Genomic DNA, 12,919 nt, shown 5'->3' on the forward strand with positions numbered 1-12,919 from the left:
GCTTTTGGCGGTCCGCTCCGCGGATCGGTGCACATCCCATCGGTGATCAGTGGGCATGATGGCGGGATGGGGGATGTCCTGATTCGGGTGCTTGCCGCTGTCGTCCTGGTCTGTCTGACGCCGGCCGCGGCCTGGGCGGCCGAGCCGGACGAGGCGGGTGAGCGGCTGTTCACCTTCCGGGACGACCGGATCACCGAGTCGAGCGGGCTGGCGCTCTCGCCGACCCACGAAGGCGTCTACTACACGCACAACGACAGCGCCGCCGCGCCGGAGTTCTTCGCGGTGGACGGGCGTGGGCGGACGAAGGCGGTCTTCCGGGTGCGCGGGGCGATGGCCAGGGACTGGGAGGCGATGGCGGCCTCGACCGACCCGGCCACGGGGCGCGGGGTGTTGTGGTTCGGCGACATCGGCGACAACCAAGGGCTCTGGCAGGACATTTCGGTGTATCGGGTGGCTGAGCCGTCGGTGGTGCGCAGTACGACCCTTCCGGCGGTGCGTTACCGGTTCCGGTACGAGGACGGGCCGCGGAACGCCGAGGGGATCATGGTGCATCCGCGTACGGGGCGGCTGTACGTGGTGACGAAGGAGTTCTCGGGGGCGGTCTACGCGGCGCCCAAGCGGTTGCGGACCGATCGGGTGAACGTCCTGCGGCGGGTGGCGGCCGCGCCGCTGATGGCGACCGACGCCGCGTACGCGCCGGACGGGGAGAGCTATGTGGTCCGGACGTACTTCTCCGCCACGCTCTTCCGGGCCGATGGCGAGATGATCACGCGGGTCTCGATGCCGGAGCTGCAGCAGGCCGAGTCGGTGGCGTTCACCCGGGACGGGCGGGCTTTGCTGACCGGGAGCGAAGGGGTGGACAGCCCTGTGCATCGGGTGCCGTTGCCGGATCGGGTGCTGGCTTCGGGGGCTGAGGAGGAGCCGTCGGGGGAGGCTTCGCCGGAGCGGCCGAGCGGGCAGGCCTCCCGGGCGGCGGCCGCTGAGGCGTCGGACGGGTCGGGGGCCGCGCTGTCGATCGGGGATGTGCTGCTCTGGCTGGCCGCGGCGGCTGGAGCGGTCGGGGTGATCGTCTTTCTGGCTCGGCGGACGCGGTGAGGGTACTCGGGCGGAGTTGAGTACCTCTGCTCAAGCGGTCTGCAATCAGGTCGCGGGAGGGTGGGGGCATGCACGCGCGAAAGCTGATTTGTCCGGACTGTGGGGTGGGGTTGCCGCCCGGTGGCGTTTCGGCCTGCCCGAACTGCGGGTTGCCGCTCAGTGGGCCGGTCGCGGCGGAGCTCTGGCAGGTGGACGCGGCTTTGGCGGACCTGCGGGGGCGGCGGAACCAACTGCTCGGGCTGTTGCGGGCCGAACGTGACCGTCTGGCCAAGGAAGCCCCGCCGTTGACCCCGGCCGCCGCCGCGGGAGCTCCGGTGGTCCCCGGGGTTCCGGTGGGTGCGGGGATCCCGGCTGTCGCGCTGCCGGTGGGCGTCGGTGCGGGTCCCGGTGGCGTAGGGTCCGGCGGTGCGGGTGCCGGTGGCTTCCAGCAGGGCGTCGGGCAGGGCGTTGACCAGGATCGGGGGGAGGTGTCGCGGCGGGGGGCGCAGAACCTGCTGCTGATCCTGGGCGGCCTGCTGATGGCGGTGGCGGCGATCATCTTCACCGTCGTGAGCTGGGGCCACATCGGGCTCGCCGGGCGCGCGGCGATCATGGGTGGCTTCACCGCCGTGACGCTGGCCGCCCCGGTGGTGCTCCTGAAGCGCCACCTGACCGCCACCGCCGAGACGATCGGCGTGCTGGGCCTGGCCCTGCTGCTCCTGGACGGGTACGCCGCCCGCCGCGTCGGCCTGCTGCCCGACCTGCGGCCGGAGGTCTACGCGGCCCTGCTGGTCGCGGTGGCCGCGCTGGCGGCGGCGGTGTACGCGAGAGTGCTCCCGCTCCGCGCCCCGGCGCTGATCGCGATCGTGCTGGCCCAGGTCCCGCTCCCGCTGGCGGCCATGCATCCCGCCGGCGACACCCTGTACGCCGCGCTGGCCGCCACCGCGGTGCTCGACGCGCTGATCTGGTTCGCGCTCGCCCGCCGCGGCACGGGCTGGCGGGCGCGCGAGGTGACGACGATGGTGTGCCTCATCCTGATGTGGGGCGCCGCGCTGCTGTTCGGCCTGTTCTCGGCCCTGCTGGCCGAATGGCTCGACTACTCCCTGCCGCGCGCCGCCGGGCTGCTGGTGCTGGCGGCGATCCCGCTGGCCGTCGCACTGGTGCCGGTCCCGCTGCTCGGCGCGAAGGCCCGTGCGGCGGCGGTCCCGCCCGCGTGGCTGGCGCTGACCCTGGCCGCCGGTACGGCGGTGCACCCGCTGACCGAGGAGTTCTGGGTCGTGGTGCCCTTCGTGGCCGCCGCGCTCGCGCTCATGCTGGCCTCGATGCTGCTCCCGGCCCGCCTGCGCAAGACCGGCGCGATCACCGGCCTGGTGCTCGCCGGCGTGGCCGCGATCCCCGCCGTGCCCGGCACGCTCGGCCTGCTGCTCGCCCCGGTCCTCTGGGACGACGGCCGGGCGATCACCCCCGGCCCCGAGCACAGCCACTCCACCGTGGTGATCCTCCTGCTCTTCGCCGCCGCGTTCGCCGCCGGGTCGGTGCGGGTACGGCGGGCGCTCTGGCCGGCGTACGGCCTGGCGGTCCTCGCGGTGTTGTGCGCCCCGGTCGCCTTCGGCGCGCCCAGGCCGGTGGCCATGGCGGTGCCGCTCGTGCTGGCGGTGCTGCTGACCTTCCTGGCGTTGCGCGCCTGGGGGTTCGCCCTCGGCGCCGGGCTGGCCGCGGCCGAGGCGGTGGCCTGGTCGCTGAGCGTGCCGAACCTGGTCTACCTGGCGCTCGGCGTGCTCCTGGCCTGCTGGGCGCCGCTGTACCGGCGTCCGGCGGCGCTGGCCGGGGCCGCGGCGAGTGGGGGCGGGCTGGTCTGGGCGGGGTTGCTGGATCTCGGCGTGCCGTTGGTGGAGGGGTGTGTCGCGGCGCTGGCTGCCGCCGGGCTGCTCGCCTTCGTCGCCGAGTTCCGGCGGCGTCCGGGTGACCAGCACTGGCATCTGGGGGAGATCTTCGCCTGGACGGCGTTCGTGCCGGCCGTTCCGGCGCTGGCGGCGACCATGGAGGGGTATCGCACTCTGGACATCCCGCTGACGTCCGCGCATCCGGTGCTCCTCGGAGGGCTGGCGGTCGCGGGGGGCGTGGGGGTGTCGGCGATGCGCCGCCGCAAGACCGGGCTCTGGGCGGGGGCGGCGACGCTCGTGGGGGCCTTGCTGGTGGCGTTGGTGCCGGTCACGGTCCGCCTGCCGTACGGGCTGGTGGTGGGGTTGGTGACGGCCGGCTGCGCGGGTGCGGCGGCGGTGGCGGTGTGGCTCGGGCGCAACCCGGCGCGGGCGCCGGGCGTGGGCAACCGGGTGGCCGCCGCGGTGGCGGCCGGGTGGCTGGGCACGATCGCGGCGAGCGCGGCCGGGGCCTCGGACGGGGCGTTGCTGACCGTGCTGGCGGTGCTGGCCGCGGTCGCGGCGCTGGCGGCGTGGCTCGGGCCGGTCAAGCCGCTCGGGGTGACGCTCGCGGCGGTGCTGGCGGTGACGGAGGTCGTGGCGGTGTGGGCCGTGATCGACCAGCGGACGGCCAGCCTGGCGTGTGCCGCCGCGGCGGTGGTGGCGATCGGCGCGGGGCTGGCGGCGCGGAGCCGGGCGGTCGGTTACCTGGGCACCGGGTTCCTGCTGGCGGCGTCGTGGATCCGGCTGAGCGCCGAAGGGGTGGAGGTCGTCGAGGCCTACACGCTGCCGTTCGCGCTGGTGTTGCTCGGGCTCGGCTGGTGGCATGCGCGCGGGCGGGTGATGAGCTCGTGGCGCGTGTACGGGTCGGGGCTGTTGCTGGCCTTCGTGCCGTCGGTGCTGGCCGAGCCGACGCCGGTGCGGTCGCTCATGCTGGGGGCGGCGGCGCTGGTGGTGACCGTGTCGGGGGCGCGGATGCGGCTGCAGGCGCCGGCGTTGCTGGGCGGGGTGACGCTGGCGGTGGTGGCGGTGCGGGAGCTGTCGCCGTGGATCGCCGACCTGGTCTCGGTGATGCCGAAGTGGATCCCGATCGCCGTGGGCGGGCTGGCGCTGCTGGCGATCGGGGCCACCTACGAGGCACGGCTGCGCGACGTACGCCGCCTCAAGGCCGCGGTCACGCGCATGACCTGAAAACCCAAGGACTGGTCAGGCTCGGCGGCGGCGCATGGTTTCGGTGAAGCCCTCGCCGCGCAGCGCCCGCTCGACCACCTCGATCGAGCGGGCCAGCCGGACCAGCCGCGGCCCCTCCTCGCGGTAGACGTCGAGCACCGCCTCGACCGCGTGCGGCGGCAGGTGCGGCTTGAGCTCGACGGCCGCGCCGCGGTACCCGGCCCGCGCGGCCTCGACCGCGGAGTTGACGTGATGGATCGCCATCCGCGCCAGCGCGAGCGGGAAGCGGCGCAGCACCTCGTAGGCGCGGTAGTCGGGCGGCACGGCGTCGAGCAGCCAGGTCACGGCGGAGGTCTCCCAGTCGGGCGCGCTCGGCGGCCGGACCTCCGGCGGCCACTCTGGCGGCAGGTACATGGCTCCTATCGTACTCGTGTTCGACTTGAGCGAAGAGCAAGTAAGCGCTAGCTTGCGATCATGAGAGTGCTGGTCACCGGCGCATCCGGCTTCGTCGGCTCGCACGCGGTGGCCGCGTTGCGCGCCGCCGGCCACGACTGCCGGCTCCTGGTGCGCGACCCCGAAAGGGCCGCCCGGGTGCTCGGCGGAGGCGACGGGCTCGTGCGCGGCGACATCCGCGACGCGGCGGCCGTCCGGCGCGCCCTGACCGGATGCGAGGCCGTGCTGCACGCGGCGGCCGACATGGGCGTCACCGGCCGCGCCGCCGACCTGGCCGGGGCCAACGGCCAGGGCCTGGAGAACGTGCTGGGCCAGGCGGTGGAGCTGGGCCTCGACCCGGTGGTGCACGTCTCGACGATCGCGGTGTTCGTCCCGCCGGCCGGGCCGCGCATCACCGCCGCGAGCCCGCTGGCCAGCCCGCGCAACGCCTACGGCCGCTCGAAGGTGGCCGGCGAGCGGTCCGCCAGGGGGCTGGGCCGCGTCACCATCGTCTACCCCGGCGGCGTCGCCGGACCGGGTCAGCCGCGGCTCGACGCGCTGAACGAGGGCATCCGCGCCGGCGTCCGGCAGGGCTGGCCCCTGGTGCCCGGCGGGGTGGGCGTGATCGACGTGCGCGACCTGGCCGACGCGCTGGCCGCCTGCTTCGACGGGCCCGGCGAGCCGCGCCGGGTGCTGCTCGGCGGGCGGTTCGTGACCTGGTCGGAGATGGCCGACCTCTGCGAGGCCGTCACCGGCCGCCGCATCCGCCGCTACCGGCTGCCGCCCGCCCTGCTCAGAGGGCTCGGCAGCACGCTCGACCTGCTGAAGAAGGTGATCCCGATCAGTTACCCGCTCACCCGCGACGCCGCCGAGATCATGCTGACCAACGTCCCGGTCGCCGAGGGCGAGGAGGTGGCGCTCCGCCCGGTGAAGGACACGATTTCGGACACATTGCGCTGGCTCGCCGCCGAAGGCCACCTGAAAGCCTCGGAAATCGGCACACTTGCCCCGTGACCAGAGAGAGGATCGGCGTCGTCGGCGCGGGACTCGTCGGCCTGGCGGTCGCGCGCGAACTCGCCCGCACCCGGGACGCCGAGGTGACGGTGCTGGAGAAGGAGAACCGCGTGGCCGCCCACCAGAGCGGCCACAACAGCGGCGTGGTGCATGCCGGGCTCTACTACCCGCCGGGCTCGCTCAAGGCGACCCTGTGCCGCGAGGGCGTGGCCATGCTCCGGGAGTACTGCCGGGCGCACGGCCTGCCGTACGAGGAGGTGGGCAAGCTGGTCGTCGCCTCGACCAGGAGCGAGCTGGCGGGGCTGCGCCGGCTGGCCGAGCGGGCCAGGGCCAACGGGGTGCCGGAGCTGGCCGAGCTCGACGCGCTGGGGTTGCGCGAGATCGAGCCGAACGCGGTGGGCGTGGCCGCGGTGCACTCGCCGCGCACCGCCATCTGCGACTTCCCCGCGGTCGCGCGGCGGCTCGCGCAGGACGTGGCCGAGCTGGGCGGTTCGGTACGGCTCGCCCACCCCGTGCGAGCCGTGCGGGAGCGGGCCGGCCGGGTCGAGCTGATCGCGGCCCGGCGGCGCTTCGCCTTCGACCGGCTGGTGGTCTGCGCCGGTCTCAGCTCCGACGCGCTCGCGGCGATGACCGGCCGGCCGGGCGAGGTGCGCATCGTGCCCTTCCGCGGCGAGTACTACGCGCTCCGCGGCGGCTCCCGCGACCTGGTGAAGGGCATGATCTACCCGGTGCCCGACCCGCGCTACCCCTTCCTCGGCGTGCACCTGACGCGGCACATCGACGGCGAGGTGCTCGTCGGGCCGAACGCGGTGCTGGCGCTGGCCTACGAGGGCTACCGCCGGCGCGACGTGCGCGATGTCCTGGACATCGCGCGCTGGCCGGGCGCCTGGCGGATGGCCCGCCGGCACTGGCGGACCGGCCTGAAGGAGGTCTACGGCTCGCTGGCCAAGGGCGCCTTCGTCCGGGCCGCGCAGCGGTACGTGCCCGCGCTGACCGCCGCCGACCTGGAGCGGAGCCACGGCGGGGTGCGCGCCCAGGCGGTCGCCCGTGACGGCTCGCTGGTCGACGACTTCGCCCTGGACGTGCACGGCCCGATCGTGCTGGTCCGCAACGCGCCCTCCCCGGGCGCGACCTCGAGTCTGGCGATTGCCCGACATATTGCCGGAATTGTTCCGGCACTCACCCGGTGAGGCATCCTGTAAGCGATGGAAGCGCGACTGCTGGTCGTCGAGGACGACCCCAACATCCTCGAGTTGCTCGCCGCGAGCCTGAGGTTCGCGGGCTTCGACGTCGACACGGCCGGCACCGGCCTGGAGGCGGTGGCCGCCGTGCAGCGGCACCGGCCCGACCTCATCGTGCTCGACGTCATGCTGCCGGACATGGACGGCTTCGAGGTCGTCCGCCGGCTGCGGGGCACCGGCACGTGCACGCCCGTCGTCTACCTGACCGCGCGTGACGCGGTCGAGGACAAGATCCGCGGGCTGACCATCGGCGGCGACGACTACGTCACCAAGCCGTTCAGCCTGGAGGAGACGGTCGCCCGCATCCGCGCGGTGCTCCGCCGTACCGGCGGGGACGCGCCGCCACCGCCGCCTCGGCTCACCTTCGCCGACATCGAGCTCGACGAGGAGAGCCACGAGGTGTGGCGCGGCGGCCGGCCGGTCGCGCTGTCGCCCACCGAGTTCAAGCTGCTGCGCTACTTCATGAGCAACGCCGGGCGGGTGCTGTCCAAGCCGCAGATCCTCGACCACGTCTGGGACTACGACTTCCGCGGCGAGGTCGGCATCGTGGAGTCGTACGTCTCCGTGCTCCGCCGCAAGATCGACAACCGGAACCCGCGGCTGATCCACACCCTGCGCGGCGTGGGCTACGTGTTGCGCACGCCGCCGGAGCCCTGATGCGTGCCCTGCCGCTGCGCATCAAGCTGACCGCCCTGACGCTGGCGCTGCTGGCGGTGGCGCTGGTCTTCATCGGCGTCAGCAGCGTCTCGATGTTGCACACCTACCTGATCCAGCGCGTGGACCAGCAGCTCGACCTGGTCATGCACAAGTCGCAGGCCAAGCTGGCCAAGGCCGTCGGGCCCGACCAGTTCACCGTGCTGGAGGCCGACACCATCGTGCTGCTCGGCCGCCGCGACGGCCGGTGGCAGTCGCTGGTCCGTGACGTGCGCGACGTGGACGGCCTGCCCAAGCCGGTGCTGCCCGAGTCGACCTTCGGGGAGAACATCACCGTCCGGGCGGCCAAGGGCGACGGCGAGTGGCGGGTGAAACAGCACCTGCTCCCTCAGGGACGCCTGGTCGTCGCGGTCGACCTGCGCGAGGTCGCCGACATCACCCGCCAGCTCGTCCTCATCGAACTGCTCGCCGGCGGCGCCATCCTGCTGGTCCTCGCCGTCGTCGGCGTCGCCACCGTACGGCGCAGCATGCGCCCGCTGAACGAGATCGAGAACACCGCCCAGGCCATCGCCGCCGGCGACCTGAGCCGTCGCGTGCCCGACGGCGACCCCCGCACCGAGGTCGGCCGCCTGGCCAGGGCCTTCAACAGCATGCTCACCCAGATCGAGGCCGCCTTCCAGGCCCGCTCGGAGTCGGAGGTCGCGGCCCGCCGCTCGGAGGACCGGATGCGCCGCTTCGTCGCCGACGCCTCCCACGAGCTGCGCACCCCGCTCACCTCGATCCGCGGCTTCGCCGAGTTCGCCCGACAGGACCCCGACGCCGACACCGCCGGCATGCTCAAGCGCATCGAGGAGGCCGCCGCCCGGATGGGCGTGCTGGTGGACGACCTGCTGCTGCTGGCCCGCGTCGACCAGCACCGCCCGCTGCGCATGCACCCGGTGGACGTGCTCGCCCTGGCCGCCGACGCCGTGCACGACGCCCGCATCCTCGCGCCCAGCCGCGACATCCGCCTCGACGTGGTCGGTGGCGCCGCGCTCATCGTCTCCGGCGACGAGGTGCGGCTGCGCCAGGTCGTCGGCAACCTCGTCTCCAACGCGCTGGTGCACACCCCCGACGGCACGCCCGTGGTGATCCGCGTCGGCCAGTCGGGCGAGATGGCCTTCCTGGAGGTCGCCGACCAGGGGCCCGGCCTGTCGCCCGCCCAGCTGGAACGGGTCTTCGAGCGCTTCTACCGCGCCGACACCGCCCGCTCCCGGCGCTCCGGCGACGATCGGGGCAGTGGCCTCGGCCTGGCCATCGTCGACGCGCTCGTCGCCGCGCACGGCGGCACGGTCGGCGTGACCAGCGCCCCCGGCGAGGGCGCGACCTTCCGCGTGGAACTCCCACTCGCCTTGGAGTGAGGCTTCAGCTTCCTCTCAGATCCGTTTGCCATGCTGCGAGGGTGACAGAGGCGTTGATCCTCGTCGTGGACGACGAGCCGAGCATCAGAGACCTGCTCTCGGCCAGCCTGCGCTACTCCGGCTTCGACGTGCTGACCGCCGCCGACGGCTACGAGGCCATCGAGGCGGCCGAGCGCGTCCACCCCGATCTTGTCGTGCTCGACGTGATGCTGCCCGACCTCGACGGGTTCGAGGTGGCCAAGCGGCTCTCGGCGCCGGTGGTCTTCCTGACCGCGCGTGACGCCGCCGAGGACAAGCTGCTCGGGCTCGGCATCGGCGACGACTACGTGACCAAGCCGTTCAGCCTGGAGGAACTGCAGGCCCGCATCCGGGCGGTGCTCCGCCGTACCAGGGGAGAGGTGGTCTCCGGGGTGCGGCTCCAGGTCGCAGACCTGGTGCTCGACGAGGAGGCGCACGAGGTCTGGCGGGCCGGCCGGCAGGTACGGCTGTCGCCGACCGAGTACAAGCTGCTGCACTACTTCATGACCAACGCCGGCCGGGTGCTGTCGAAGGCGCAGATCCTCGACCACGTCTGGAACTACGACTTCGGCGGCGACGCCGGCGTGGTGGAGTCCTACGTGTCGTACCTGAGGCGCAAGGTGGACGACGTCGAACCCCGGCTGATCCACACCTTGCGCAGTGTCGGCTACGTCCTGCGCGAGCCGCCAGCGTAGCGTGGAGCCATGGACCTGCTCGGCGTTCTGCGTGCGCTACGGCAGCGGCTCGGCGGCGAGCTGTTCCCGCTCGACGTCGGCGACGCCGCCGCCGACCGGCGGGCGGTCGCGGAGCTGATCGGGCAGCTCGACGACTACCTGCTGCCGCGCCTGGCGACGATCGACGCGCCGCTGCTGGCCGTGGTCGGCGGCTCGACCGGCGCGGGCAAGTCGACGCTGGTCAACTCGCTGGTCGGCGGCGAGGTCAGCGAGCCGGGCGTGCTGCGCCCGACCACGCTGGCGCCCACGCTGGTGGTGAGTCCCGCCGACGAGCCGTGGTTCATGGCCGCCAACGTGCTGCCCGGCCTGGCCCGCACCACCGGGCACGCCGAGCCGGGCTCGCTCCGGGTCGCGGTGGCCGCCTCGCTCCCGGCCGGGCTGGCGTTGCTGGACGCGCCCGACATCGACTCCGTGGTGACCGCCAACCGCGAGCTGGCCGCGCAACTGCTCGCCGCGGCCGACCTCTGGCTCTTCGTGACCACCGCCGCCCGCTACGCCGACGAGGTGCCCTGGAGCTTCCTGCGCTCGGCCCGCGAGCGCTCGACCGCGCTGGCCGTCGTGCTCGACCGGGTGCCGCCCGAGGCGCTGGAGGCGGTCGCCGCCGACCTGTCCAGGCTGCTGACCGAGAACGGGCTGGGCGGCACGCGGCTGTTCACCGTGCGCGAGGAGGCGCTGCCGAGCGAGAAGGCGATGTTGTCCTTCGCGGCGGTCGCGCCGATCTCCGACTGGCTCGGCGAGCTGGCCCGCGACGCCGCCGAACGTGGCCGCATCGTGCGCCAGACGCTCTCGGGCGCGCTCGACAGCGTGGCCGACCGGCTGCCCGGCCTGGCCGCCGGGGTCGAGCGGCAGCGTGCCGCCCTGGACGAGCTGCGCTCGATCGTCGCCGAGGCCTACTCCGGGCAGGCCTTCGACGAGGGGCTGGCCGACGGCTCGCTGCTCCGGGGCGAGGTGCTGGCCCGCTGGCAGGACTTCATCGGTACCGGCGACCTGATGCGCGCGCTCGAATCGCGGGTCGGCTGGCTGCGCGACCGGATCGTCGGCGTCTTCACCGGCCGTCCCACCGCCTCCGCGCAGCTCCGGGTGGCCCTGGAGAGCGGGGTCGTCACGCTCATCCGTGGCGTCGCCGACCGGGCCGCCGAACAGAGCGTCGAGGGCTGGTCGGCCGCGCCCGGCGGCGCCGAACTGCTCGACCGGGGCGGCGCGGTGGCCGCCACCCGGCTCGGCCGCGCCTCCCCGGACGTCGGCGAACGCGCCGAGGCGCTGGTGCGATCCTGGCAGGAGTACGTGCTCGCCCTCGTGCGCGAGGAGGGCGCGGCCCGCCGGACCACCGCGCGGGTGGCCTCCTTCGGCGTCAACGGGGCCGGGCTGCTGCTCATGCTCGCCGTCTTCGCCTCGACCGGCGGCCTCACCGGCATCGAGGTCGGCATCGCGGGAGGGACCAGCGTGCTGTCGCAGAAGGTGCTGGAGGCCGTCTTCGGCGACCAGGCCGTCCGCACCCTCACCGCCAAGGCCCGCGCCGACCTGCGCGAACGGGTCCGCGGCCTGCTGGCGGAGGAGGCCGGGCGCTTCACCGCGCTGCTCGACGGCCTCGAACCCGACGCCGAGGCCGCCCCGGCCCTGCGAGAGAGCGCGACCGCCCTGCGCGAGCGCGGGGAGGCGATGTGAAGCTGCTGCGCCGCAAGGACGGCCCCTCCCTCGACGACCGCCTGGCCGCCCTCACCGAGGCGGCCGACCTCGCCGACGGCCGCCTGCCCGCCGACCTCGTCCTGGCCGCCCGTACGGTGACCGACCGGGCCGGCGTACGGCGGAGCCTGTCGGTCGACCACACCGTGGCCGCGCTCGCCGGAGCCACCGGCAGCGGCAAGTCCTCGCTCTTCAACGAGCTGGCCGGGGCCGACCTCGCCCAGGTCGGCGTCACCCGCCCGACCACCTCCACCGCCCGCGCCGCGCTCTGGGACGGCGACGGGGCCGGGCCGCTGCTGGAGTGGCTGGCGGTGCCCACCCGGCACGCGGTCGAGGGGGACGACCTCGGCGGGCTGATCCTGCTCGACCTGCCCGACCACGACTCCATCGAGCTCGCCCACCGGCTGGAGGTCGACCGGCTGGTCGAGCTGGTCGACCTGCTGGTCTGGGTGATGGACCCGCAGAAGTACGCCGACGCCGCCGTACACGAGCGCTACCTCCGGCCGCTGGCCCGCCACCGGGACGTGCTGGTGGTCGTGCTCAACCAGATCGACCGGCTGCCGCCCGACGCGGTGGCCCGCTGCCTGGGCGACCTGCGGCGGCTGCTGGAGGAGGACGGGCTGTCCGGGGTGCCCCTGCTCGGCGTCTCGGCGCGGACCGGGGCCGGGGTGGCCGAGCTGCGCGCCATCCTGGCCGAGCGGGTGAACGAGCGCCGCGCCTGGTCGGCCCGGCTCGCCGCCGACGTCACCACCGCGGCCGACACCCTGGCCGGCGCCTCACCCCGCGACGCCGACCCCGACTCGGGCGCGCGACCGGCGGGCAGCCTGGACAAGCCGCTGGTCCGGGCGCTGTCGGAGGCGGCCGGGGTGCCGCTGGTGGTGGAGGCCGTACGCAAGGCGCACACCCACCGGGCGGTGACGGCGACCGGCTGGCCGGTGACCCGATGGCTGCGGCGCTTCCGGCCCGACCCGCTCAAGCGGCTGCGGATCGGCGCCGGCTCCTCCGGCCGGACCTCGCTCCCGGCCGCCTCGGCCGTGCAGACCGCCCGGGTGGAGACCGCCATCCGCGACCTCACCGGCGCCGCGTCGGCCGGGCTGCCCCAGCCGTGGGCGGCGGCGGTCAAGCGGGCCGCCACCGCGCACGCGCCCGAACTGCCGGACGCGCTCGACCGGGCCGTCGGCGGCGTCTCCCAGCAGGTGACGCGGCGGCCCCGCTGGTGGAGCTTCGTGGGGGCGCTGCAGTGGCTGATCCTCGGGGTGGCGGTGGCCGGGCTGTTGTGGCTGGGAGTGCTCTTCGCGGTCGACTGGCTGCGGTTGCCGGAGATGCCGGTGCCCACGGTGGGCGACCTGCCGTGGCCCACCGCGCTGCTGCTCGGCGGTGCGCTGGCGGGGGTGCTGGTCGCGGTGTTGTCCCGGTTGGCCGCGTGGGTGGGCGGCCGTCGCCGGGCCGCCCGGGCCGCCCGCGAGCTGCGCCGGGCCGTCGCCGCGGTGGCCGCCCGGGACGTGCTGGAGCCGGTCGAGGCGGAACTCGGGCGCTACACCGCCTTCACGGAGGCAGTACGGCGAGCAGGTTGATGGTGG

At 74.5% G+C, this 12,919-nt stretch carries 10 protein-coding genes; 9 read left to right on the plus strand and 1 reads right to left on the minus strand.

What is annotated here, in order from left to right; translation table 11 throughout:
- Window positions 1-66: 66 nt before the first annotated feature.
- Both AB0I67_RS13345 and AB0I67_RS13350 read left to right on the plus strand, forming a co-directional pair.
- The gene (locus AB0I67_RS13345; protein ID WP_357922423.1) at window positions 67-1,095 is read left to right on the plus strand and encodes a hypothetical protein; all 1,029 of its coding nucleotides are present in this window, start codon (window positions 67-69) and stop codon (window positions 1,093-1,095) included.
- 188 nt (window positions 1,096-1,283) lie between these two features.
- Entirely contained in the window at window positions 1,284-4,184 is a 2,901-nt protein-coding gene (locus tag AB0I67_RS13350; RefSeq protein WP_357922426.1) for a hypothetical protein, read from the plus strand.
- 15 nt (window positions 4,185-4,199) lie between these two features.
- Here the strand turns inward: AB0I67_RS13350 and AB0I67_RS13355 are convergent, their stop codons facing one another.
- Complete coding sequence (locus tag AB0I67_RS13355; protein WP_357922429.1) at window positions 4,200-4,577, minus strand: hypothetical protein; 378 nt, start codon at window positions 4,575-4,577, stop codon at window positions 4,200-4,202.
- Window positions 4,578-4,637: 60 nt separating this feature from the next.
- Here AB0I67_RS13355 and AB0I67_RS13360 point away from each other — a divergent pair, with 60 nt between their 5' ends.
- Genes AB0I67_RS13360 through AB0I67_RS13390 form a run of 7 tightly spaced genes read left to right on the plus strand, consistent with a single transcriptional unit; the run spans window position 4,638 to window position 12,913 of the window.
- The gene (locus AB0I67_RS13360) at window positions 4,638-5,609 is read left to right on the plus strand and encodes an NAD-dependent epimerase/dehydratase family protein (RefSeq protein ID WP_357922432.1); all 972 of its coding nucleotides are present in this window, start codon (window positions 4,638-4,640) and stop codon (window positions 5,607-5,609) included.
- Entirely contained in the window at window positions 5,606-6,799 is a 1,194-nt protein-coding gene (gene lhgO / locus AB0I67_RS13365; RefSeq protein ID WP_357922435.1) for an L-2-hydroxyglutarate oxidase, read from the plus strand. The genes AB0I67_RS13360 and lhgO overlap by 4 nt, the downstream gene beginning before the upstream one ends.
- A 15-nt stretch (window positions 6,800-6,814) precedes the next feature.
- The gene (locus tag AB0I67_RS13370; RefSeq protein ID WP_357922438.1) at window positions 6,815-7,507 is read left to right on the plus strand and encodes a response regulator transcription factor; all 693 of its coding nucleotides are present in this window, start codon (window positions 6,815-6,817) and stop codon (window positions 7,505-7,507) included.
- Window positions 7,507-8,904, plus strand: a complete 1,398-nt coding sequence (locus AB0I67_RS13375) for a HAMP domain-containing sensor histidine kinase (RefSeq protein WP_357922441.1) — start codon at window positions 7,507-7,509, stop codon at window positions 8,902-8,904. Before AB0I67_RS13370 ends, AB0I67_RS13375 begins: the two co-directional genes overlap by 1 nt.
- Window positions 8,905-8,945: 41 nt before the next feature.
- A complete protein-coding gene (locus AB0I67_RS13380) occupies window positions 8,946-9,617 on the plus strand; it encodes a response regulator transcription factor (RefSeq protein WP_357922444.1) in 672 nt (223 codons plus the stop codon).
- A 9-nt stretch (window positions 9,618-9,626) separates the two neighbouring features.
- Window positions 9,627-11,321, plus strand: a complete 1,695-nt coding sequence (locus tag AB0I67_RS13385; protein WP_357922447.1) for a GTPase domain-containing protein — start codon at window positions 9,627-9,629, stop codon at window positions 11,319-11,321.
- Window positions 11,318-12,913 (plus strand): GTPase, encoded by a 1,596-nt coding sequence (locus AB0I67_RS13390; protein ID WP_357922450.1) that lies wholly within the window; start codon window positions 11,318-11,320, stop codon window positions 12,911-12,913. Before AB0I67_RS13385 ends, AB0I67_RS13390 begins: the two co-directional genes overlap by 4 nt.
- Window positions 12,914-12,919 lie beyond the last annotated feature (6 nt).

The organism is Nonomuraea sp. NPDC050310, assembly GCF_040655795.1.
GTDB lineage: Bacteria > Actinomycetota > Actinomycetes > Streptosporangiales > Streptosporangiaceae > Nonomuraea.

Excerpts from the sequence above, each read along its gene's own strand:
- AB0I67_RS13345 (WP_357922423.1), top strand. The coding sequence starts at position 67 with ATGGGGGATGTCCTGATTCGGGTGCTTGCCGCTGTCGTCCTGGTCTGT.
- AB0I67_RS13355 (WP_357922429.1), bottom strand. The coding sequence starts at position 4,577 with ATGTACCTGCCGCCAGAGTGGCCGCCGGAGGTCCGGCCGCCGAGCGCG.
- AB0I67_RS13360 (WP_357922432.1), top strand. The coding sequence starts at position 4,638 with ATGAGAGTGCTGGTCACCGGCGCATCCGGCTTCGTCGGCTCGCACGCG.
- AB0I67_RS13370 (WP_357922438.1), top strand. The coding sequence starts at position 6,815 with ATGGAAGCGCGACTGCTGGTCGTCGAGGACGACCCCAACATCCTCGAG.
- AB0I67_RS13375 (WP_357922441.1), top strand. The coding sequence starts at position 7,507 with ATGCGTGCCCTGCCGCTGCGCATCAAGCTGACCGCCCTGACGCTGGCG.
- AB0I67_RS13385 (WP_357922447.1), top strand. The coding sequence starts at position 9,627 with ATGGACCTGCTCGGCGTTCTGCGTGCGCTACGGCAGCGGCTCGGCGGC.